Source organism: Kouleothrix sp. 19917 (genome assembly GCF_057073505.1).
Genome location: NZ_CP097099.1, coordinates 1 through 22,190, shown reverse-complemented (window position 1 = coordinate 22,190; position 22,190 = coordinate 1). Strand labels below are relative to the sequence as shown.

The window sequence follows — 22,190 nt, the reverse complement described above, 5'->3', positions numbered from 1 at the left end:
TCCTTTAGCTTAGTTGCGCGCGCGAAACACTGGTTTGACCGAGCGGCCCACCAGGTATTCGTTCACGCCGTGCTCAAGCGCGCGCCGGTACACCTCCAATGCGCCGGCAAACGCCTCGACCGTCCGGTCGATATCGTCGTCGCTGTGCGAGTAGCTGACCACCAACGAAGGCGCAAGCACGCCGCGCCGAATCAGCTCTTGCAGCATCAGGGTGCGGAAGGCCTGCGAATCGCGGCGCTCGGCGTCGCGCGTGGCATAGACCAGGTTGGCGGGCAGGCCAATGATCTGGACATAGCCTTCGAGGTTTTTGGCTGCAATCGCCGCATCGATTCCGTCGCGCAGGCGGCGGCCCTGCCGATCCAGAAATTCCACCACCGGCTCGTTCTGGTAGACCTGCATGGTCGCCATGCCAGCCGCCAGCGCGTGCGTTTCCGCGCCGTGCGTGGTCGAAAGCAGGAACACGCGCTCGTGTTCGTGGTGCAGGCCGCCGCGCTCCATCCATTCGCGCTTGCCCACCAGCGCCGACAGCGCGAAGCCATTCGCCAGCGCCTTGCCGTAGGTTGCCAGGTCGGCCTCGACGCCGTAGCGCGCCTGGCCGCCGCCGTTGTGCAGCCGAAAGCCGGTGATCATTTCATCCAGCACAAACAGCGCGCCGTTCGCGTGGCACAACGCTTTCAATTGCTGCAAAAAGCCCTCAGCAGGGTCGGCGCTTTTGGCTGGCTCAAGCATCACGCAGGCGATCTGGCCAGGGTATTGCGCGAACAGCGCCTCGGCGCTCGCCAGGTCGTTGTAGCGGAAGCCGAGCGTCAGCGCGCGCACAGCCTCGGGGATGCCAGCCGCCATTGCCGTGGTGCCAATAAACCAGTCGTTGTACGAGTAAAATGGGTGGTCGCTGCAGATCGCCACCATGGCGCGGCCAGTGCAGGCGCGTGCCAGAGTCAGCGCGGCGGTGGTGACGGTCGAGCCGTCTTTGGCGAACTTCACCATTTCCGCGCCGGGGATCATGCCCAGCAGCATCTCGGCGCATTCCAGCTCGATCGCGGCTGGCCGCACGAAGTTGCTGCCCAGCTCGATCTGGCGCGCAATCGCCTGCACCACCGGCGCGTAGGCGTGTCCCAGCGTCACCGAGCGCAGCCCCATGCCATATTCGATAAACTCGTTGCCGTCGACATCCCAGACATGGCAGCCCAGCCCGCGCGCAATAAAGCCGGGCGACAGCTCGGGGTACTGGTCGTCGCCTTTGGCGTAGGTATGCGCGCCGCCGGGAATGATCGCGTGAGCGCGTGGCCGCAGCTGCTGGGATCGGGTGAATTTCATCGCAAGCTCTCCCTCTGCAAATCAGGCGCGCGCTGGCCCGCCGCTGCCGGCAACACTTCGGCCAGCAAGCCGTCCCATTGCGCCATCACCTGTTCCAGGCCAAAACGCTCAAGAACATCGGGGGCGCGCAGCGCCAGCCGCGCTCGCTCGGCGGCATCGCCCATCAAACGGCTCAGCGCGGCCGCAAGCCCAGCCTCGTCGCCGGGAGGCACCAGAAAGCCATCAATGCCATCGCGAATAATATCGCGCGGCCCGCTTGGGCAGTCGAAGCTCACCACCGGCAGGCCGCAGGCCATTGCCTCACAGAGCACCATTGGGAAACCCTCATAGCGCGATGACAAGACAAACAGATCGGCGCGACTCATTTCAGCAAAAACTTCTTTTGTAATACCTGGCAAATGCACCTGTTCATCGAGGCCGAGCTTGCGTTTGAGTGCAACAAGCTCAGCGCGGCAGTTACCTTCACCCCAAATAGTCAGGTGCCAATTGGGATGATCTGCTACAGCACGGCTGAACGCAGAAAGCAGCAGATCAAAACCTTTTTGCTTTTCCAGTCGCCCAACTGCTATCAACATACTTATGCCAGAGTTATGAGAGCTTCGTATAACAGGCACCGAATGAGGATCTAATGCTATTGGATTTGGAATCACTCGAATTCGATTGTATATATCCATGCCAAAAAAACTTACGACATTCGATGTCAACACTACAATCGATGCAGCTCTCCGATACATCACCGAACGAAGTACCGACCAGATCTTTTTAACTGGACTTTTGCAGATTTGCGGCAACAAGCTTCTGAGCATATGATCAGGCGAGCGTTGGTCTACCAGTTGGGAGGCACAGGTGCCAGCAATTGTCGCGATACCACAGGTGGTCGAGGAACTGCTGGTCCAGTTCGCCGACCTGTTTCCAAATGAGCCTTCACGCCGCCACTTTGCCGAATACCTGACCGGGCTGTTTGTAGCGGAGCACAAGACCGTGAGCGGTATCACGCGAGAGTTTGCCGCCCCACCCGACCAATCCACTCTCAATCGATGGTTGACTGAAGCGCCCTGGGATGTCCAGCGCATCAACGCGCACCGGCTCGAATGGCTTCAACAGGACGCTGCAACGCGCTATCGTCACGACGGCGTTATCGCGATCGATAACACTTTGATAGATCATGACGGCAAACTGATAGAGGATGTCGGCTATTTCTGGGACCATGCCGACAAACGCCACCTGATCGCCCACGATTACCTGTTTGCCAACTACGTCAACCCGAGTGGGAAGCATTATCCGCTCGATTTCCGGCGCTTCCGCAAGCGCGAGCAGTGCGACGACGAGCGCCCGTTCAAGAATCACACCGACCTCGCTAAGGAACTGATCGATTGGGTTGTCGCTGAGGACATACCGGGCGACTTCACCTTCGACAGTTACTTCACCAACGCGCCAATTATGAACACCCTCCACGCCAAAGGTCGCAGCTACATCGGTGATTTGAAAGCCAACTCGAGTGATTGTAGTCAGCGGGAAGCAGACCAGCGTGACTGAGTGGGTCAAAACGCTCACGCCGCTTGTTCGCACCAAGTTTACGGTCGGCGGTCACACGCAATGGTACTTCACCAAGTCCGTTCGTCTGCCCAATGTCAACCACCCAGTGCGTATTCTGGTGTTGTGGTCAGAAGCAGAAGCTGCGACGCCACGCAAGATCCTGATCAGCAACCGAACCCAGTGGGAAGCTCATCGCATTTTGAAGGTCTACAAAAAGCGCTGGACAGGGACGGAGACCTTTCATCGGGACGGGAAGCAGCATTTGGGCATGGGCGAGTGTCAGCTCAGGGACGGGATGGGCCAGACCAGGCACATGCACCTCGTCGTCCTGGCGTACACGGCTCTGATGCGCCAATTGAAGCATGATCGTGCCTTCGAATGGGCTCACACACGCCTGATGACCATTGGCGAGTCCTGTCGCACCATCGCTCGCGAGACCTTGGGCAAAACGCTTGCTTGGGCCATCGAACAATCGCACCAAGGCATGACTCTGTCCGATATCAAGCTCCGTTTGGCTTTACCCTGAGCTTTCGCCTATTTCTGCAAAACCTTAGTTTTTAATCTGAACCTGCGACGGATCGTTATGTTCTGCTACCAGAATAGGGATCGGCAAGCCTACGGTAGCCATAAGTACCAGAACATTCATCTTATCGGTTAGAGATATCACGACATGAGGTCGGCTAATCCTGATTGCTGAACGAATGCTGAACAATCGCTTGATGTTATGCACAATGGCTTGGCTAATTCCCTGTGATGGTTTAAGTAAATTCAGCTGTTTGTGCATCAACCGTGAATCAAGCGCATAGAATGGCGCTACTGTAGGTGCATCCAGAGAAATAATGGTTATTTCATCACCTCGTGCCATCCAGTAATGAGCCATAATTGAAAGCACGCGCTCAGCTCCCCCTGCCTGTAATGACGGTATGAGCAGTGTTATTCGCATGGTTTTACCCCTCGAATTTAGCAAGCTCGCGATGCAGCATTATAAACAAATAGATACTTGAGGCAACATATACAAAAGTGGTAGATAATGCAATTCCAATCACCCCCAACCAGCGCTGAAGGACATAGTTTAATATTATATTCAGGGATACATTAAGTATTGCTCCCCACATAATTACGCCAGTAGTCCCTAAAGACAAAATTAACTGCACAAACAGAACACATAGCATATAAAATGGAATTTGGAGAACAAACATAGCCTGAACATGACTAACAATTAAAGTATCTGCTTCAGTAAAAGCACCTCGTTCGTAAACAAATTGTATAATCGAATGCGAAAAGAAAGTTGCAAGCACAGTAAAGGGAATACAAAATCCAACAATGAGGCGAAAATAAAAGCGCAGCGCCTGCCGCACGCTCGGCCAGTCCGACGCGGCGATCATGCGCGCAAAGTAGGGCAGGATCGCCACGCCCAGCGCGGTTGCGCCCACGCCCTGCACCAGTGCCACCAGCTTGTTGCCGTAGCTCAGCACCGCCACGCTGCCCGAGCCAAGCGGCGTCGCCATAGCCTGGTCGATCAGCACCGAGCTGTTATGTAATGCTGCGCCGGCCACCACCGGCCAGTACTGCCGCAGCACGCGCCCAAGCGCGGGCGAACGCCCGCCCCAGCGCGGCCAGAGCGACACGCCATCGCGGCGCAGGCGCCAGGCCAGCAGCAAGCTTTGAATCGCCATGCCAGCCAGCACGCCCACCGCCAGCGCATACACGCCAAGCTGCGGGCGCAGCAGAAAAATGCTTGCCACCGTTGCAATCGGCACTGCCGCGCCCGACATCGCGGTGAAGGCAAAGCGATTGGCCAGGTTGGCGGTTGTGCTGGCCAGCTCGTTCAGGCCCGCCAGCAGCACGCTTGGCGCAAGCACCAGCAGCATGCCAAAGGTCAGCGCCAGCTTGCCCGGCGCAAAACCCGAGCCGATCAGCGGCAGCAGCAGCGGGCCAAGCGCCACCAGCAGAAATGCCGCAGCACCCACCAGCACCAGCACCAGCAGCACCACTGTGGCAAGCAGGCGCTGGGCAGCTTCTTCGCCCTCGTGGTCGCGCTCGCGCACAAACGAAGGCAGCATGGCGCTGCCGAAGGGCATCGCCACCACCACGGCGAGGTAGTTCGTCAGCCCAAACGCCACCAGAAAGGCGTCGAGCGCGTCGCCAGTGCCAAACGCATGCGCGACAATCAGCTCTTTCGCAAACGAAATCGCCTTCACGCCAATGGTGAACACGCCAACCGTCATGATCGAGCCAAAAATGCGCCGATTGACCGAGCCGCTGGTGAGCCGCCGCCAGTAGCCCGAGATGCGTTGAAATGTGGACGTTCCAATCATTGGTGTTACTCGCTACGAGCAGGCGGCGACTGGCCGCCCCAGCACGGGCACTTCGGGAGCGCCCAGCTCGCGCACCTGCTCCCACGCTTCCCACGGGCCGGCGCTTGTCGCGCACAGCTCGTCGAGCTGCTGTTTTTCCTTGAAAGTATCCATGCAGGCCCAGAAACCGGCGTATTTGTAGGTCGCCAGCTTCCGCTCGGCAATCAGGCGGCGGAACGGCTCGATAATCAGCTCTTCGCCCGGCTCGATGTAGGAAAAGATCGAGCGCCGAAACACGAAGTAGCCGCCATTCACCCACAGGTCGCTTTCGTGTACGTCGTGCAGGTTCTGCACAAAGCCATCCGCGCCCGCCGCAACGACATGAAAGGTCTGGGCGGGATGCACGCCCACAAACGTCGCAACGACCTTCTTGCGCTGGAAGTAGTCGATGATCTGCGGCAGCGGTAAATCGGTGAGACCATCGGCATAGTTCGCCAGAAACACGTCCTCTTTGCGCAGCAGCGGTTCAACCGCCTTCAGGCGCTGGCCAATATTCGCATGCAGGCCGGTGTTGGCCAGCGTTACTTCCCATTGCAGCCCATTTGGGAACAGCAGCTGCAAGCGGCGCATGGTTGGCGCAAGCATGGTGTCGCCCGTGATGCGCGCGCCACAGTGCAGGAAATATTCAGCGAATTCTTCGGCTTTGTAGCCCAGGCACAAAATAAACTCACGGTGACCATAGTAAGTGTAGTATTGCATCAGATGCCACAGGATCGGGTGCTTCCCAACCGCAACCAGCGGTTTCGGCATGTCGGAATATTCGCGCAGCCGCATGCCCATTCCGCCGCAAAAAAGCACAACTTTCATCGCTCTCCCTCCAAACCATACGCTATGAACCCAACGGCTGGCATCATGCTCGCGCCAGCAATCCGTTGGCTTCCAGGTGCAGCGCCGCCGCGTGGAGTGTGGAAAATGGCATCGCGGCGCGTTCCGCCATATCCAGCAGCGTGTGCCGGCCATCGGCAAGGTTCAGGGCCCACATGATTGCCTGCTGATAGTTTGGCACGGTGGCCAGGCCGCCCACCGCCGCATACAATCCCCGCCGCCCGAGCTGCGGCTCGCACTTCGGGTTCTGGCTCACAAAAATGCCGTCGTGCTCAAGCACATCCATCACCTGGCGCAGCGCCGCCAGCGAGCCGGCCAGCGCGTCGGGCCGCACCAGGTCGGGGTTGTCGGCCGAGCTGTGGTATTCGGGATACTCGCCGTTGGGCGTGCGCATGAAGCAGCCCACCGGCAGGTCGAAGCCGGGCGAGCAGTACTGGCGCTCGTCGTAGCCCAGCGGCGCGAACGGGCGCAGCGTGAAGGGCGTGCCGCTATGCCCGAGTACATGCGCCACTGCCCGGTCGATTGCGGCATTGCCGCGGCGACTCTGCTTGTAGGTGAAGCCGCCCGCATCGCCCACGCAGGTCAGCACCAGGCCGTGCTTGATCAGCGGCGCGCGCGCTTCGTTCTGGCACAGCCAGGTGATCGCACCAATCGTGGCCGGGATGAACAGAAAGCGGTAGGTATGGCGGCGCGGCGCATTCTGCAAACTGCGCGCCAGCCAGGCCGCCACCGCTACACCCGACAGGTTGTCGTTGCACAGCGAGGGATGGCAGACGTGGCAGGAAATCAGGATTTCGTCGGCAGTATTTCCGGGCAGCACCAGCTCGCCATAGCTCAGGTGGCCGGGCGCAAGCGTCGCGTCGATGCACACCTCGTAGCTGTCGTTGGGCAGCGCGTCGAGCTGGCGCTGGCTCAGGCAGAAACCCCACTGGCGCTGGTAGTAGCTCGTGCGGTAGGGCACCCAGTCGGGATGCTCGGGCGCGGTGAACAGGTGCGGGAGCAGCTCATCCAGCGTCAGCGTGCGCTGCACTGGCTCGCTGTAGTTCAGCACATGCAGGTTCGACTGGCGGAAATCGACCACGCGCTCGCCGCGGCTGTTTTTGATGTAGGCGTCGCGAATATTCCACTCTTCGGGCACCACCCAGTCGAACACGGGCGCGCCGGATGGAACCTCGTGCACCGTGAGCGGCAGGTATTCCTGCACAATGCGCAGTGTTTCGCGCACGCCCGCGCCGGTGATGCTGCGGCAGATCGGGTAGAGCCGCGCAATCAGGGCGTGCATGGCCGCGCCCGCTTCGTCGGGCGTTTCTGGCAGCGCGCTCATGGCCGGCTCACATCCGGGTAGCTGCGGTCGCGCTCGTTGATCATCGTTACCGGCTCGGGCCACACAATGCTGAAGGCCGGGTCGTTCCAGCGCACGCCGCGCCCCAGCTCGGGCGCGTAGAATTCCGACATCTGGTAAAAAACTTCGCTGTTGTCTTCCAGCGTCTGGAAGCCATGCGCGCAGCCTTCGGGAAGGTACAGCATGCGCCGCTCGCCCGCGCGGAGCGTCACACCAACGTGCTGGCCCCAGCTTGGCGAGCCGGGCCGCACATCCAGCGCCACGTCGAAGATCGCGCCAGCGGTGCAGCGCACTAGCTTGCCTTCCTGATGCGGCGCAAGCTGGTAGTGCATGCCGCGCACCGTGCCGCGCCGGTGATTGAACGACACATTGCACTGCGCGATCTGCGCGTTCAAGCCGTGCTCGGCAAACTCGCGCGCGCACCAGGTGCGGGCAAACATGCCGCGCTCGTCGGCAACCGGCTCGGGGTCGATGATCCACACCCCGGCCAGCGCGGTGGGCGTGAAGATCACGGCAGCACCTGCACTTCCGGGATGGGCACCACGCAGCGCCCGCCCCACTCGCGGATGTACGCGAGCTGCGTGCTGATCTCGTCGCGCAGGTTCCACGGCAGGATCAGCACATAATCGGGTTTTGTGGCGATGATATGCTCGGGCGCGAAGATCGGGATCTGCGTGCCCGGCAGGAATTTGCCGTGCTTGAATGGATTGCGATCCACCGTGTAGTCGAGCATGTCGGTGCGGATGCCGCAGTAGTTCAGCAGCGTGTTGCCCTTGCCCGGCGCGCCATAGCCCACCACGGTTTTGCCGGCCCGCCGCGCCGCAATCAGGAATTCCAGCAGCTTGCGCTTGGTTTCGCGCACGCGCTCGCCAAAGTCGGCGTAGTAGCGCAGCGAGGTGACGCCCGCCGCCGCTTCTTCGGCGCGCACGGCCAGCACGCGCTCGCTGGCGGCGGGCGCGCTGGCTTTATGCGCAGCAAAAATGCGCAGCGAGCCGCCGTGGGTTGCGAGCTGCTCGACATCGAACAGCACTAATCCGTGCGCCGCAAACACCTGCTCGACCGCATGGAGCGACAGGTAGGAAAAATGTTCGTGGTAGATCGTGTCGAACTGGTTGCCCTCGACCAGCCGCAGCAGGTGCGGGAATTCCATGGTGATCGTGCCGTTGGGCTTCAGCAGGCGGCGCATGCCTTCCACAAAGTCGTTGATATCGGGCACATGCGCCAGCACATTATTGCCCACCAGCAGGTCGGCGCGCTGGCCCTCGGCCGCCAGCATGTCGGCGGTTTCCGCGCCAAAAAAGCGCACCAGCGTTGGCACATTGCGCTCGCGCGCGCGTTCGGCCACGTTGGCGGCCGGCTCGATGCCCAGCACCGCGATGCCGCGCTGCACAAAATATTGCAGCAGGTAGCCGTCGTTGCTCGCCAGCTCGACCACCAGCGAGCCCGCGCCCAGGCGGAAGCGCTCGGCCGCCATCGCTACATAGCGTTGCGCGTGCGCCAGCCACGAATCCGAGTACGACGAGAAGTAGGCGTAGTCGCTGAAAATCTCGGCCGGGCTGATGTGCTCGGGCAGTTGCACCAGCCAGCACTGCGTGCAGACATACACACGCAGCGGGTAGAATGCCTCGGGCTCGTGCTGCTGCGCGGCGCTGCGAAAGCTCTCGCACGGCGGCGACAGGCCCAGATCGACAAAGGTGTGTTCGAGTTCGGCGCTACAAAACCGGCAGCGCGGCGTGTGTGCTGGCATGGCGTGTGGTTCCCGCTGTATCGTTGGTCCAGAACAGGTCGGCGTCGAGCTGGCCGGTCGCCAGCAAGTATTCGAGCTGGCGCAGGCGCGTGTAGGCGCGGAACTCGAACATCTCGCGCGTGAAGCCGATGCGCGCAAACAGGTCGCGCAGCTCGCGCGCGCCGTCGAGCAGGCTGTGCTGGCAGCGAAATGCGGGCAGATGCGCGTGGATTTTGTCGAACGACACGCGATAGCTGCGGTTGTCGCCGCCGTTGCTGCCGATCTCCAGCGCGCAGCCTTCAAACACCTCGGCTACCACCGCAGCGATCTCGCGCACCTGATAGTTCTGCGCGTTTTCGCCCACATTGAAGATTTCGTTATGTACGGCCTCGCGCGGCGCTTCGAGCACGCTCGCAATCGCGCCCGCAATATCGGCCACATGCACCAGCGGGCGCCAGGGCGTGCCGTCGCTGGTCATGCGAATGACGCCGGTGGTGGCAGCCAGGCCCGCCAGATTGTTCAGCACAATATCGAAGCGCATGCGCGGCGACGCGCCAAAGGCGGTGGCGTTGCGCAAAAACGTTGGCGAAAAGGCGTCGTCGGCCAGCGGCGCAACGTACTGCTCGACCAGCACTTTGCACTCGGCGTAGGCGGTTTGCGGCAGCGGCTGGCTGCTTTCATCCTTCGTGTCGCTGTTGCCCACGCCATACACACTGCACGAGGAGGCGTACACAAAGCGCTGCACGCCCGCGCGCTTGCAGGCCCGCGCCAGCGCCAGGCCGCCCTCGAAGTTCATGCGGTGCGTCAGGGCCGGGTCGAGCTGGCCCAGCGGGTCGTTCGACAGCTCGGCCAGGTGCACCACCGCGTCGAAGCCGGCCAGGTCGGCGGCGGCAATCTGGCGCACGTCGCGCTTCAGCATGTGCTGCGGCGCGGCCAGGCCATCGTACAGGCAGCCGTCGCGGTAAAAGCCGGTATCGAGGCCAGCCACCTCATGCCCGCGCCGCAGCAGCTCGGGCAGCACCACCGCGCCGATATAGCCGTCGGCGCCGGTCACAAATACGCGCATGGGTTCCTCTCAGCTCGTTTCGGCCGCCAGCGTGCGCGCAGCCCACGGCACCTGCGCCAGCAGGCCAGCGTAGATCGTGCCTTGAAACGAGGTAAACTGGTTGTGATTCACCAGGCCAATGAACAGGTAGATCATCCACAGCAGGCCGAGCACAAAGCGGTCGTCGGCTGGCATGGGCGTGTAGAAAGTCAGGAAGATGCCCGCCAGCAAGAGCGCGCCAAAGCCGGCCACGCCAGCCAGGCCAGCCTCGCCCAGCACCACAATATAGATATTGTGCGCGCCAACATTGGTATAGACCTTAAACGGCGAATCGGACGAGCCCTGGAAGATAAAGGTGCCGCGCCCATACCAGGGCCCGCGCAGCGCCATCTGCAATGCCACCTCCGAAAGCTGCACGCGTGACAGGTCGCCGCTGTTTTCTTCCTGCACATCCAGCAGGCGCTGGACGTTCCAGTTGCCGCCGCCGTTTTCGGGCAGCAGCGGGCCGGGGCCAGCCGCCACCACGCCAATCAGCACGGCCAGCACCAGCGCCAGCCCGCCTGCCGCAAGCACCCAGCGGCGCATGGTCATCCGCACGCCGCGCAGCCGGAAGGTGCCGTACAGCGCGCCGCACAGGAGCAGCATGTACAACCCGCTGCGCGACACCGTCAGGTAGATGCCCACCAGCGCGGCAATGCGCCCGGCCACCACCAGCCAGCCCCGCGACCAGCGCGACATTAGCGCGCCGATCAGAAAGCCAAACGCGGCCGGGTTGGGGTTGTACCACAGCGCCGCCGCGCGGTTGGGATCTACCACCGAAATATCTTCGGCGCGCATGTTGGCAATCGCCCAGATCACGGTGGGATCGAGCGTTTCCCAGATGCAGATCGCGCAATTCACCAGCAGCACCAACTGAAAGCCATTTGCCAGCCGCTGAAGGGTGGGCCGGTTGCGCAGCACCACCGGGATCACCGCCAGCACGGTTGCGTTGCGCACCAGCACGCGGATCACTTCAGACAACTGCTCGCGCGCATTCGGCAGCACCAGCAGCGTCCACGAGAAATAAAACACCAGCCAGAAGCCATATACCAGCACGGCGCGAAACTGGTGGGTGCGCGGCGATGCCATCACCACGCTGGCGATGGTGCTGCCCAATGCCGCTGCATACATCATATACAGCAGGTAGGGCGAAATATATGCCAGGAAGTTCACGCCATCGCTGAATGCGAAGATGATATAGAACAGTGGAATTGCGCGCACCAGCGCCAGCACGCGGTCGTGCCGCAGTTCCAGTGGCGGGTGTATTGCCTGTGCTGTCGCCATCGCTAGCGCGCCCTTCCCGCGGCTGGCAGGTACACTTTGCTCTGCATGGCCTGCAAAATCTGTGCGGCAAGCTGCTGGCGCGCGCGCCCAATCACAGCCGGGTCGCGCGTCCAGGTATGCCAGCTCACCGCCGCCTGCCTGCCAATCGTCCGCGATTGTTCGCTATGGCCCAGGCGCTTCAGGATCTGGGCATAGTCGAAATCTTCTACGCCATCGCGCAGCCATTTCAGGCGCATCGAGGCTACGCTGCCTGTCACGCCCACCTGCGCGCCGGGGTACAGCAGCATGCCGTCGCCATAAAACCAGCGCTCGCCATTATTAAAAGTGCGCACATTGTTCCACGGGTCGCTCGTCCACAGGTCGACGCGCCAGTACAGCAAACCTTTCAGGCCCAGGCTCTGGCTCAGAAAACCCGGCTGAATGCGAAAATCGAGCGGGCTAAAGTCGATCTGCCATTTTGGCGAATAGCCATCCTGCACCAGCGAGTTATACGACCACAGCGCGTCGCCCTTCTGGCGCGCCCGTTCGACATTCGCGCCCGCCGCTTCGTACATTTTTGGCAGCATCGTCCAGATATCGACCACCGAGCGCCCACTTCCTAAGCCATCGTCGAAGAGCTGCGGCGTGGGCGCGATCGTCACCAGGTTGGGCACGCCAGCGCGATGCAGATTTTGCGCCCACTGGCGCAGCGGGGCATAGAGCTGCGGGCAATCGCCAATCTCGTCGGCGGTGTAGTTGTATACCAGCAGGTTCGCCGGGAATGCGGCCGCCGCCTGGCGGATCGCGCTAACCGATGGCGGCGCTTCCATCGAACATCGCGACACATTTGCGCCGCTCCAGAAACCCAGGTTCACCGATGTCAGCTCAGCTGTGCCGGTTGCTTGCAAGTGCACATCTACCGCATCACGTGGCATGATTTTGTTGTGCAGCAGCTCCTGGGCAGTTGCCTGGCTGGCCGCATCGACCCAGATGCCAAATGAGGTTTGCAGCGCCGGCCGCCGCGGCAAGTCGAAATCCCAGACTGTGAGCTGCACGCTGCCAGTCGCGCCGCCCTGGTCGCTGCTGAGCGTGAACGAGCCGCTATACGCGCCGGGCGGGCTGCCGTATGGCACAAACACATCCACCCAGATCGGCTGGTTGAAGCCAGCCGCCAGCGTGAATGGGAAGGCCTTCAGCGCGGCCGGTCTGGGCGCCGCGCCAGTCAGCGGGTCGGCGGCAGGGATGAGCCCATCGGCATACATGCCTGCGCCCAGCGGCTTGTTCGTGCCGCCCAGGTCGGGGCTCGATTCGGCCACGTTCACATAGTGCTCGCGGTAGATCTGGATGTTCTGCCCGCCGATACTGCTGCCATTTGGCCCACGCAGCGCCGAAATGCGGAACTGCACATTGCTCAGCCCACCTGCTGGCGCGCGCACCACCACCTGAAAGGACTCAAACTCGCCGCGTGCTGCGGCGATGCTCGCTATTTTGTCTGCACCGGGCGCATCGTGCTGGCCCACACGCTTCAGCGACGCCTCAACCCAGAGCTGGGGCGCGGCCGCCACCGCAGCCGAGTTTATCACTACGGAATTCGCGGTTGTGGGAGGGTCGGCGCAGCTTGCCAGCACAGCAAGCCAAAACATGCTGCTCAGCAGTGCGAAGATGCGGTGAGTTGTGCGCCCGGGGTGATGCATAGGCCCTACTCGTCTAGTGGGTCATCTTCTTCCAGGAGTGCTACCGGCTGCGCTTCTGCGTATGCTGGCGACACAGCCGAGTACGCTGGCGCCGAAATTTGCGCGCTTGGGTAGGCCGCAGGCTGGGCGGCTGGGCGCGCCAGATTGACGCCCCGCTGCTGGATCCAGTTGCGGATGCTCGACACCGAGGGAATGCGCCGGCGACCCTTCACCAGCACCATCTGCATTTCACTCAGCCCACCCGCCGCAAGTTGCTCGACGGCACGCTGCAACACCTGCTTGCGCGTTGTGCCCGTCTGCACAAACAACAAGGCTGCATCGCAGAGCCGGCCAATCACCGCCCCATCGACGGAAGCTGCCGGCGCAAGCGTGTGAAACAGCACAATATCGTATTCGCGCTGCAGCTGCTTCACCACCGCCTCAAAACGCCGCGCCGCCAGCTGCCCCGAAATGCCCAGCGCCACCGGGCCGCTTGGCAGCAGCAGCAAGTTGCGGTCGGTCAGCTGCAGCACATAGTCGCGCACCATTGGCCGTTCCTGCTGCAGCGCCGTGCTTAAGCCAGCCGCATTGCTCTGGCCAAACAGGCTGTGCAATGTTGGCTGGTCGAATTTCACATCGACCAGCACCACCCGCTGGCCGGCCTGCGCGAGGGTAATGCCAAGCAGCACGATCATGTCGCTCACGTCGAAGCCCGGCATCACGCCGCTGATCAGCCAGGTGCGCGGGCCATCGTTTGCCGACATTGAGCTTTGCAAACACAGCTCGCGATACGCCCCCGAGGCCGTTACACCACTCGTCGCCAGGCCAAGCGGCAGCACTGGCCGCAGCAGGCGCAGGTTCGGCACGCCAGCCGCGTCTTCGTAGCTGCGAATGCGCGTGTTGAGCAGCTCCATCGCCAGCACCAGCGCCACGCTGAGCAAGGCGCCAAAAATCGCGCCAAGCCCGGTCAGAATAACTGTATTCGTGCGTACCGAAATCGTCACCGGCTGTGCAGGCTCGACGACTGCCAGCTGCAGGCCAAACGCAGTGACGGCATTTTGCGCAAGCGCAACCTGCTCGTTCAGGCGTTTGTAGTCGTCCTGATACCCGGTGAGCATCTCGCTCAGGCGCTGCGTCTCGGCAAGATCATTGCGCGCCTGCGCAGCTTGCAGCAGCTCCCTGGTGTGGTCGGTATTGGTCTGCGCCGCGTTCAGGCTGTCGAGCAGCTGTCGCTGACGTTCAGCAATTTCTGCGTGCTGGGCAGCTGCCTGCCGCTGGTTGAATACCTGCACAATCGTGTTTGCAATATCGGCGGCGGTTTGCGCACTTTCGTTTTCAACCTGAAGCTGCAAAAGCTGCGTATTGCGCACCACAATAATTTCTGTATCTGCCAGCAGCGCCTTGTCGTCAATTGGCAAATTGAGCTGATTGATGACATCGTTCATCACCGGCGTGGAGCGTATCAGCTCAGCATAGGTCGGAATAATGCGGTCATTAAACAGCAGCGTATCGTAGCTGGGCCGCTGATCGGGCGCCAGTGGCTGCGCAAGGAAAAAGATGGTTTTTGCGGCATAGATTGGCGGTTTGCTCGCATTCATCGCATACAACAGTAAGCCAGCACCCAGCATGCTCAGCACAATGATGTACGCTCGGCGGCGCAGCACGATCAATATGCGATGGATATCCAAAGCGTCACCTGCCCATTCATTTCATCCAGGTACGGAAGAGCCACGCATGCTCTTACGGTGCGCCCCGAAAAGAAAGCGCCTGCTTACGCACGTAAAACCCTTCGGCAAAGCGTGTTGGCGAAGCCGCTTCCAGGCCACGCAGGCGCATCAGCGATTGAAAGGTATCGGCTGTGAACCAGTGTTTGCTGCGCTGTGAGTGAAAGCAGCGCAGTAGTATCTCAATCTTCGCGTCACAGTCGCCTGCATCAAGGTGCACATAGCTATTGGGCTGCCCAAGGTCGCCGTCATATTTTGGGATCTCGTATTCCAGAATGAAATGGTCGCGAAACGTATTCCATGTCAGTTCGGCGAGCAGGCGATGATCCTGGTGCCGATCCTGATGGTAGTGGGTGAAGATAAGGTCGGGCTGTGTCGGCTTCAGGTTTTCGAAATAGCGCTTGATCTCGGCGCCCTGGTAGGGAAAAAACCCATCTTCAAACGAAAGTACCGTGATGCGGCACGTGCGCACGCCGCGCAGAAAACGCTGCGCGCTGGCCCGCGCTTCTTCGGCGCGCTGCGGCGTGGCGCTAAACACCACCCAGTCGCACGAAAGATCGGGCTGCTCGCGCGCCAGCTGCAGCAGCGTACCACCACAGCCAATCTCAATATCGTCGGCATGCGCGCCGATGCACAGCACCCGCAAGGGGCCAGCAAGCTTCAGCTTCTGCATAACGAGCCCTTCAAATTTGGCGTATCCAGCGTTTGCGGCCCCGCGTTCGCCGGCCACGCTGCGCCGCGCTGGGCTGAACAAGTGCGCGGTCGGCTTCTACCTGGCGTTGCTGGCCCATAAAATGGAGCAAAATGTGCACACGATCGCGCGCGCGGGTCGTGCCCAGGAAGATCGCATTCAGCCCCGCAAATGGCCCCTCGACAACCTGGACACTTTCACCCGGCTGGAGTACGCGCTCAGCCGGGGCACCCCAGGCTTCCACGCGCGCCCGCAGCAGTTCGACCACCTCATCGGGCACCGGCTCAGGCCAGCGTTCAAACGTCAGCATTCGTATCACCCCGGGAAAGCTCGCCACTCGGCTTGGCGCTGTCATCATAATATCCATGCGCACAAACAGGTAACCAGGGAAAAACGCACTCCGCGCCATCCGGCCGCGCACCCGCTGTGCAATCTCAGGCAGGAATACTTCGAGCTTGAGCACTGTACGAATGGTTGCAGCCGTGTGCGCTTCGGCGGAGTGCTTGCATTGCACAATGTACCAATTCATACATGCTCCATGCTCAAGTTACTGCATCATCATTCCTTATCTCCGCCATGCTCCGCCATCCGGCATCGAATGCTGCCGGCAAGGAAACGGTATAGCTCATCCGGCTGGAGCAATGGCTACAACACGCCGGAGAGATGTAAAAAGGCATACCAAAGCCAGATGTGTTCTTTACACACCGTGAATGCAAAACATGCCATAAGTACGCCTGAGCGGCTGCGGCACACCACAAGCAAAGCTCAGAGCATAAATAGGACTTTGGTACGATCAGTTTTTATTGAATTTTAAGAATTGGTGGGGTACAATAGAGGCCGTCGTGAGCGCAACATACCTTAGCGGCTAGCTATCGTTAGTGCGTCTCGACCAGGGGGAAGGTTGTGCAAGAACCTTCCCTCTTTTTGTGCTCACCGAACGGCGTTTCTAGGCAACCCCAAAACGACAGAGTCCTCCTAATTCCGCAGTATCTCTACACGTTATGGCAACAAGGCCAGGTTTCATATCAACTTTACGTAGTATCCCAAATACTAGTGCGTAGCCGAAGAGGGTTTGGATCTCGCATTTCAAGAGATTTCGAGAAAGTTTCAAAAGAAACTGAGAGGAATAAGCGCTGAGTGATCTGCCGACTCATGAATGCCCTGTGCACCGATCCGCACAACCCTTGCGGATGTTCGCCACACAGCCGAACCCCAGCGCCAATTCCACTTCTCGCACACATGCGCGAACCCTCGCTCGATAAGTGTGCAATCCCTCTGACGCCATCGTCATTCGTCTGTTCTGATCAACGGCTCTATCATACTCATTATAGTAAGCTTCGTCAAGATAAAAAACCGTAAATATACATAATATTTTGCAATCGAAGCAAAGTATATCCTTTTGTGATGCGGAATATTCTTCCTGGCAGTAGCATGACCCACTGTATTAAGTTCTCCTGTTAGCGGATATCAGTCACAAAATACAGGCATTGTTGCTGCTCTGCCTTCAGCAGGTAGCCGCCGGCGAGAAGCGTGCTATTATACTGTGGTCACTATGTACAGGAGGATGCCATGGCCGTCAAGTTTGGTGTGTTCGTACCGCAGGGCTGGAAGATGGATCTGGTTGGCATCGCCGACCCGATTGAGCAATACGAAGCGATGACCAGGGTTGCTCAGGTCGCCGATTCGCTGCCGGGAATCGACTCGATCTGGGTCTACGATCACTTTCATACGGTGCCCACGCCCACCATGGAAACGACGTTTGAGTGCTGGACGATCACTGCCGGCCTGGCGCGCGACACCAAGCGCGTGAAGGTAGGGCAGATGGTGACATGCAACGGCTACCGCAACCCGGCGCTGCTGGCCAAAATCGCCTCGACCACCGATGTGCTGAGCCATGGCCGCCTGATCTGCGGGCTGGGCGCTGGCTGGTACGAGCACGAGTGGCGCGCCTACGGCTATGGCTTCCCCGATGTACCGGTGCGCATGGGCATGTTCCGCGAGGCATGCGAGATTGTGTACCGCATGTGGACGGAAGACAAGCCCACTTTCCAGGGCAAATACTACACCATCGATGGCCCGATCAACGAGCCAAAGGGCGCGCGCAAGCCCCACCCCGAGTTCTGGCTCGGCGGCGGCGGCGAAAAAGTCACGCTGAAACTGGTGGCGAAATGGGCCGACGGCTGCAATGTCGGTGGCGGCAACCCCGATGTCATCCGCCAAAAAGTGGATGTGCTGAAAAGCCACTGCGATGCGCTCGGCCGCGATATTGGCGAGATCACCATCAGCACCGGCATGGATGTGCACCTGCTCAACGAGGGCGAAGACCCTGCCAAAGCCGGCGACTGGGCCAAAGACGTGATTTCGGCCGAGCAGTATCAGCGCCAGTTCCGCATCGGCACGGCCGACCAGATCACCGAGAAAATTCAGGCTGCTGTTGACGCCGGCGCGAACTATATTATTGTGTACATGCCCGGCCTGGCCTACGACACCTCGATGCTCACGCGCTTTGCCGAAACGGTCATTCCGCGTTTCAGCTAGCGCAGCGCTGGGCCGCCAGCCTGGCTGGCGGCCCAGGCACCCCACTTAATCATTTGCTCATCTCAACATGGTACATGATCTAAGCGCGGTCAACTGCCCGCAGATCTGGCAGCATTTCGCTTGGGGTCCGTATATGCGCATTCTTGTGGTTGAAGACGAACCTGCCATTGCCACTTTCATCACCGAAGGACTGAACGACGCCGGCTACGCCACCGATCACGCCGCCGACGGTGCCGAAGCGCTTTACTGGGCCGGCATCGCCGAATATGATCTGATCGTGCTCGATGTAATGCTGCCCGACACCGATGGCATGTCGGTGTGCAACGCGCTGCGCGCGCGCGGCATTGCTGTGCCAGTGCTCATGGTCACTGCGCGCGACGCGATCGACGACCGCGTGGCCGGCCTCGACAGCGGCGCCGACGACTACCTGGTTAAGCCCTTCGCATTTGCCGAATTGCTGGCCCGCATCCGCGCACTGCTGCGGCGCGAGCCGGTGTTTCGCGGGGTGGTGCTGCAAATCGCCGACCTGACACTCGATACCGTGAGCCGCGTGGTACGCCGCGGCGAGCAGACAATAACGCTCACCAGCAAAGAATACAGCCTGCTTGAGTTCCTGCTGCGCCATCCCAACCAGACCCTCACGCGCACCGCCATTGCCGAGCACGTCTGGAATTATGATTTCGACAATGTCTCAAACCTGATCGACGTGCATATTTTTGGTTTGCGCCGCAAGATCGACGATGCCTACCAGCTGAAATTGCTGCACACCGTGCGTGGCGTAGGCTACCGGCTCAGCAGCGAGGGGGGCTAGGGCGAGCAATGAAGCTACCCACACAATTTGGCAGGACGCCAGGCGCCAACCTGGGCAAGGCCATTGAGCACGCCATCGCCGACCCAATCGGCAGCCTGCGCGCACTGCTGCCGCGCTCGGTGCGCTGGCGGCTCACCGGCTGGTACACGCTCATGCTGGCCGCGCTGCTGCTGCTCTTCAGCCTGGGCACTGCGCTGGCCGTGTATCGCCTGCTGGTCGAGAATTTCGACGAGGTGATGGACAGCCAGGCCGGCCTGATTGTCAAAACCATCGATGTACGCGATGGCGAGCTGATGCTGAATAACGACTCACTGCGGCTTGGGCGCGTGAACGACGAGCACCTGCTGCGCATCTACCGCGCCGATGGTAGCCTGTTGTATAACGACAACCCCGACGAAGATGCCGATGTTCTGCGCAGCGCAATCCCGAATGCGCTCGATGGGCAGCGCATGCATATGGAATTTGCCGGCCACCGCGGCCCAATTCGCGTGCTGACGGTGCCAATCCTCGATGGGCAGAAAGTCGCTGGCGTGCTGCAGATTGGCCTGTCGCTGGAGGATGTGGGCGACACCATGCGCGCGCTGATCAAAGCGCTGCTGGTGATTGCGCCCGCGATTGTGCTGCTGGCTGGGGTTGTGGGTTTTTTCCTGGCCAGCCGCGCGCTGCGCCCAATCGACCGTATTACGCGCGCCGCCCAGCAGATCAGCGCCGACAACTTCAACCGCCGGCTCGATCTGCGCGGCCCCGACGACGAGGTTGGCCGCCTGGCGCGCACCTTCGACGCCATGATCACCCGCCTTCAGCTCGCCTTCGAGCAGCAGCGCCGCTTCACCGCCGACGCCTCGCACGAGCTGCGCTCGCCGCTCACCGCGATCATCGGGCAGATCGACGTGGCCGTGGCCCAGCCCCGCCCCGCCGAGCGCTACCACGACACGCTGCTGAATGTGCGCGAGCAGGCCCAGCGCCTGGCACGCCTCACGAATGACATGCTGTTTCTGGCGCGTTCAGATGCCGAGCCGCGCCCCTTCACCAAAGAACCGCTCGATCTCAGCTTGCTGCTGCCGGCCATTCTTGCGCAGCTGGAGCCACTGGCCGACGCGCGCCAGCAGGAGCTGAGCGCCGAGGTGGTTGCGCCCTTACTAATTGAAGGCAATGAAGACGACCTGATCCGCCTGTTCCTCAACCTGATCGACAACGCCATTCGCTATACGCCCGCCGGTGGCAGTATTCGCGTTCTTGCAGGCACGCCCGCCGAAAGCCCTGGCACTATTTGCGTGCAGGTGCGCGACACTGGGCCGGGCATTGCCGCCGAGCACCTTCCGCACCTGTTCGACCGCTTTTTCCGTGTGGATCGCGGGCGCAACCGCGCCATGGGCGGCACCGGGCTGGGCCTCTCCATCGCGCAGACGATTGCGCAGGCGCATGGCGGCCAGCTGCTGGTCGAGAGCGTCGTTGGCAAGGGCAGCACATTTACCGTGCTGCTGCCCTGCGCCGCCGCACCCGCGACGCTCCGGCTTTCCGCATGAGCAAGTGCGCTTTCGGCGCAAGGGCTTAGGGTATGAGCAAACAACGAGGCGAAGGCCGGCTGGCCTTCGCCTCGTTGTTTGCTTCACGATTTTGAACAGGCTTCAAAGCGCCACGTATGCACTGACTCCTGAAAACCTGTCTTCTGAATACCGGGGACATGGTGCGGGCCGAAGCACGCCTCAGCCCGCACAGGAAGGCTGCAGTCGGGGCAGCCGGAAGTATGCAAGGGTAAGACGTGAACAGCGCTGCTTTGGGCTACGCGGCCTGCTGGTACAAGCGGTCGCGGATCGTCACCACTTCCTGGCGCAATCGCGAGTCGGAATTAATCTCCTCACCAATCTTCTCGCAGCCGTAGATCACGGTGGTGTGGTCGCGCCCGCCGAGCATCTGCCCAATATCCATCAGGCTCGAGTCGGTTTCTTCGCGCAGCAGGTACATCGCCACCTGGCGCGGCACCACAATATTGCGGCTGCGCCCACGGCCCTGCATAGCGCGCAGATCGACACCGTAGAACTCAGCCACTGCGCGCAGAATTGCCTCGGTGGTGACGCGCTTGCGGCGGGTGGTATCGAGCAGCTCGTTCAGCGCCGCCGTCGCCACTTCGTTGCTCACTGGCGCGCCAACGAGCTGCGCATACGCCGCAACGCGGTTCAGGCAGCCTTCCAGCTCGCGAATGTTGCTCTGGATGCGGTGTGCCAGGAAGTCGATTACCTCAGCGGGAATGTGCGTCGACATCTGCTCGGCCTTGGCGCGCAGGATGGCCGTGCGCGTTTCGAGATCGGGCGTTTGCACGTCGACGATCAGGCCCCACTCGAAGCGCGAGCGCAGCCGTTCTTCCAGCGTCAGAATCGCCTTTGGCGGCCGATCCGACGAAATCACGATCTGCTTGCCCGCCGAGTGCAGCGTGTTGAAGGTGTGGAAGAATTCTTCCTGGGTGCTTTCTTTGCCGGCAATAAACTGAATATCATCAATCAGCAAAATATCGATATTGCGGTAGCGAATGCGGAATTCTTCGGTCTGCTGGCGGCGAATGGCGTTGATCAGATCGTTGGTAAACTTTTCGGACGACACATACAGCACGTTGATCTCGGGGTCGCGGTCGAGCGCGTAGTTACCAATCGCGTGGAGCAAGTGGGTTTTGCCCAGGCCCACGCCGCCATACAGGAACAGCGGGTTGTAGGCGTGCGCCGGGTGCTCGGCCACTGCCATGCAGGCAGCATTCGCCAGCCGGTTGCTCGAGCCGACAATAAAGCGGTCGAAAGTGTAGCGCGCATTCAGCATGCCCGAGCGCATCGCGCTGGAGAATTCGAGCTGCTGCATGCTCAGCCGGTCGTAGCCATTGCCATTGCCGTTGCCATTGCCGTTATGCATGCCGGAACCATTGCTCGCGCCATTGGCGTAGCCGTTCGCAGACGCATACCCTTGCTGCATGTTTGCAGCGGCGTAAGCAGGTGATTCGTCGAGGTCGGGCATATCGTCGTCCTTCCCGTACTCGCGACTAGCCAACCGGTGTTCGGCCGCCACCGGCGCGGGCGGCGCAATGATCACGCGCACCTGCACCGGAAACCCTACCAGATTCCCTATCAGCTCCCGCAGCGGGCCGATATAGCGGTTTTCTAGGCCTTCTTTGAAAAAAGCGCTCGGTGCCCCAATCGTCGCAACGCCGTTCTCAAGCGAGATCAGGGTTGCGCGCCGGAGCCAGGTATTGAATTCGTGGCGCGATATCTGAATCTGCATCGTGCCAAGGGTCGAGTTCCAAATTTTTGCGAGGTTCAC

18 protein-coding genes and 1 pseudogene are annotated in these 22,190 nt (G+C 60.9%); 4 read left to right on the top strand and 15 right to left on the bottom strand.

What is annotated here, in order from left to right; genetic code table 11:
• Positions 1–9 precede the first annotated feature (9 nt).
• Both M1P90_RS00095 and M1P90_RS00090 read right to left on the bottom strand, forming a co-directional pair.
• On the bottom strand, positions 10–1,317 hold the full coding sequence (locus M1P90_RS00095; RefSeq protein ID WP_483700551.1) for a glutamate-1-semialdehyde 2,1-aminomutase: 1,308 nt from the start codon (positions 1,315–1,317) through the stop codon (positions 10–12).
• Positions 1,314–1,991, bottom strand: coding sequence for a glycosyltransferase (locus M1P90_RS00090; RefSeq protein WP_483704729.1), 678 nt, complete (start codon positions 1,989–1,991; stop codon positions 1,314–1,316). The genes M1P90_RS00095 and M1P90_RS00090 overlap by 4 nt, the downstream gene beginning before the upstream one ends.
• Positions 1,992–2,163: 172 nt before the next feature.
• Between M1P90_RS00090 and M1P90_RS00085 the strand changes: the two are divergent.
• Positions 2,164–3,379: pseudogene (locus tag M1P90_RS00085) on the top strand (IS701 family transposase).
• 24 nt (positions 3,380–3,403) lie between these two features.
• On the opposite strand, the gene M1P90_RS00080 reads toward M1P90_RS00085, so the two are convergent.
• The 12 genes from M1P90_RS00080 to nusG all read right to left on the bottom strand — a co-directional run bounded on the left by M1P90_RS00080 (position 3,404) and on the right by nusG (position 16,067).
• Complete coding sequence (locus tag M1P90_RS00080) at positions 3,404–3,796, bottom strand: hypothetical protein (RefSeq protein WP_483700550.1); 393 nt, start codon at positions 3,794–3,796, stop codon at positions 3,404–3,406.
• Positions 3,797–3,800: 4 nt separating this feature from the next.
• Positions 3,801–5,171, bottom strand: a complete 1,371-nt coding sequence (murJ, locus tag M1P90_RS00075) for a murein biosynthesis integral membrane protein MurJ (protein WP_483700549.1) — start codon at positions 5,169–5,171, stop codon at positions 3,801–3,803.
• A 12-nt stretch (positions 5,172–5,183) separates the two neighbouring features.
• Complete coding sequence (locus M1P90_RS00070) at positions 5,184–6,017, bottom strand: sugar phosphate nucleotidyltransferase (RefSeq protein ID WP_483700548.1); 834 nt, start codon at positions 6,015–6,017, stop codon at positions 5,184–5,186.
• Positions 6,018–6,060: 43 nt separating this feature from the next.
• On the bottom strand, positions 6,061–7,359 hold the full coding sequence (locus M1P90_RS00065; RefSeq protein ID WP_483700547.1) for a DUF4910 domain-containing protein: 1,299 nt from the start codon (positions 7,357–7,359) through the stop codon (positions 6,061–6,063).
• Complete coding sequence (gene rfbC, locus M1P90_RS00060; RefSeq protein WP_483700545.1) at positions 7,356–7,889, bottom strand: dTDP-4-dehydrorhamnose 3,5-epimerase; 534 nt, start codon at positions 7,887–7,889, stop codon at positions 7,356–7,358. The genes M1P90_RS00065 and rfbC overlap by 4 nt, the downstream gene beginning before the upstream one ends.
• Entirely contained in the window at positions 7,886–9,124 is a 1,239-nt protein-coding gene (locus M1P90_RS00055; RefSeq protein ID WP_483700544.1) for a methyltransferase domain-containing protein, read from the bottom strand. The genes rfbC and M1P90_RS00055 overlap by 4 nt, the downstream gene beginning before the upstream one ends.
• A complete protein-coding gene (locus M1P90_RS00050; protein ID WP_483700543.1) occupies positions 9,090–10,169 on the bottom strand; it encodes an NAD-dependent epimerase/dehydratase family protein in 1,080 nt (359 codons plus the stop codon). The genes M1P90_RS00055 and M1P90_RS00050 overlap by 35 nt, the downstream gene beginning before the upstream one ends.
• 9 nt (positions 10,170–10,178) lie before the next feature.
• Positions 10,179–11,471: an O-antigen ligase family protein gene (locus M1P90_RS00045; RefSeq protein ID WP_483700541.1), complete on the bottom strand. Its 1,293-nt coding sequence runs from the start codon at positions 11,469–11,471 to the stop codon at positions 10,179–10,181.
• 2 nt (positions 11,472–11,473) lie between these two features.
• Positions 11,474–13,033 carry a DUF4091 domain-containing protein gene (locus tag M1P90_RS00040; RefSeq protein ID WP_483700540.1) on the bottom strand — a complete coding sequence of 520 codons (1,560 nt, stop codon included), beginning with the start codon at positions 13,031–13,033 and terminating at the stop codon, positions 11,474–11,476.
• 116 nt (positions 13,034–13,149) lie between these two features.
• Positions 13,150–14,811: a tyrosine-protein kinase domain-containing protein gene (locus M1P90_RS00035; protein ID WP_483700539.1), complete on the bottom strand. Its 1,662-nt coding sequence runs from the start codon at positions 14,809–14,811 to the stop codon at positions 13,150–13,152.
• A gap of 52 nt (positions 14,812–14,863) precedes the next feature.
• Positions 14,864–15,520, bottom strand: a complete 657-nt coding sequence (locus M1P90_RS00030; RefSeq protein ID WP_483700537.1) for a PIG-L deacetylase family protein — start codon at positions 15,518–15,520, stop codon at positions 14,864–14,866.
• Between the two features lie 10 nt (positions 15,521–15,530).
• Positions 15,531–16,067, bottom strand: coding sequence for a transcription termination/antitermination protein NusG (nusG, locus tag M1P90_RS00025; RefSeq protein ID WP_483700535.1), 537 nt, complete (start codon positions 16,065–16,067; stop codon positions 15,531–15,533).
• Between the two features lie 1,040 nt (positions 16,068–17,107).
• Here nusG and M1P90_RS00020 point away from each other — a divergent pair.
• The 3 genes from M1P90_RS00020 (at position 17,108) to M1P90_RS00010 (ending at position 20,413) form a co-directional block, all read left to right on the top strand.
• Positions 17,108–18,076 carry an LLM class F420-dependent oxidoreductase gene (locus tag M1P90_RS00020; protein WP_483700534.1) on the top strand — a complete coding sequence of 323 codons (969 nt, stop codon included), beginning with the start codon at positions 17,108–17,110 and terminating at the stop codon, positions 18,074–18,076.
• A 133-nt stretch (positions 18,077–18,209) separates the two neighbouring features.
• Positions 18,210–18,887: a response regulator transcription factor gene (locus tag M1P90_RS00015; protein ID WP_483700533.1), complete on the top strand. Its 678-nt coding sequence runs from the start codon at positions 18,210–18,212 to the stop codon at positions 18,885–18,887.
• Between the two features lie 8 nt (positions 18,888–18,895).
• Positions 18,896–20,413 carry a sensor histidine kinase gene (locus M1P90_RS00010; protein WP_483700532.1) on the top strand — a complete coding sequence of 506 codons (1,518 nt, stop codon included), beginning with the start codon at positions 18,896–18,898 and terminating at the stop codon, positions 20,411–20,413.
• Between the two features lie 256 nt (positions 20,414–20,669).
• On the opposite strand, the gene dnaA is transcribed toward M1P90_RS00010, so the two are convergent.
• Entirely contained in the window at positions 20,670–22,190 is a 1,521-nt protein-coding gene (gene dnaA, locus M1P90_RS00005) for a chromosomal replication initiator protein DnaA (RefSeq protein ID WP_483700531.1), read from the bottom strand.

What these genes read in the sequence shown, in the direction of transcription:
- M1P90_RS00095 (WP_483700551.1), bottom strand. Translation starts at nt 1,317, where the DNA reads ATGAAATTCACCCGATCCCAGCAGCTGCGGCCACGCGCTCACGCGATC.
- M1P90_RS00090 (WP_483704729.1), bottom strand. Translation starts at nt 1,991, where the DNA reads ATGGATATATACAATCGAATTCGAGTGATTCCAAATCCAATAGCATTA.
- M1P90_RS00080 (WP_483700550.1), bottom strand. Translation starts at nt 3,796, where the DNA reads ATGCGAATAACACTGCTCATACCGTCATTACAGGCAGGGGGAGCTGAG.
- murJ (WP_483700549.1), bottom strand. Translation starts at nt 5,171, where the DNA reads ATGATTGGAACGTCCACATTTCAACGCATCTCGGGCTACTGGCGGCGG.
- M1P90_RS00070 (WP_483700548.1), bottom strand. Translation starts at nt 6,017, where the DNA reads ATGAAAGTTGTGCTTTTTTGCGGCGGAATGGGCATGCGGCTGCGCGAA.
- M1P90_RS00065 (WP_483700547.1), bottom strand. Translation starts at nt 7,359, where the DNA reads ATGAGCGCGCTGCCAGAAACGCCCGACGAAGCGGGCGCGGCCATGCAC.
- M1P90_RS00055 (WP_483700544.1), bottom strand. Translation starts at nt 9,124, where the DNA reads ATGCCAGCACACACGCCGCGCTGCCGGTTTTGTAGCGCCGAACTCGAA.
- M1P90_RS00050 (WP_483700543.1), bottom strand. Translation starts at nt 10,169, where the DNA reads ATGCGCGTATTTGTGACCGGCGCCGACGGCTATATCGGCGCGGTGGTG.
- M1P90_RS00045 (WP_483700541.1), bottom strand. Translation starts at nt 11,471, where the DNA reads ATGGCGACAGCACAGGCAATACACCCGCCACTGGAACTGCGGCACGAC.
- M1P90_RS00030 (WP_483700537.1), bottom strand. Translation starts at nt 15,520, where the DNA reads ATGCAGAAGCTGAAGCTTGCTGGCCCCTTGCGGGTGCTGTGCATCGGC.
- nusG (WP_483700535.1), bottom strand. Translation starts at nt 16,067, where the DNA reads ATGAATTGGTACATTGTGCAATGCAAGCACTCCGCCGAAGCGCACACG.
- M1P90_RS00020 (WP_483700534.1), top strand. Translation starts at nt 17,108, where the DNA reads ATGGCCGTCAAGTTTGGTGTGTTCGTACCGCAGGGCTGGAAGATGGAT.
- M1P90_RS00015 (WP_483700533.1), top strand. Translation starts at nt 18,210, where the DNA reads ATGCGCATTCTTGTGGTTGAAGACGAACCTGCCATTGCCACTTTCATC.
- M1P90_RS00010 (WP_483700532.1), top strand. Translation starts at nt 18,896, where the DNA reads ATGAAGCTACCCACACAATTTGGCAGGACGCCAGGCGCCAACCTGGGC.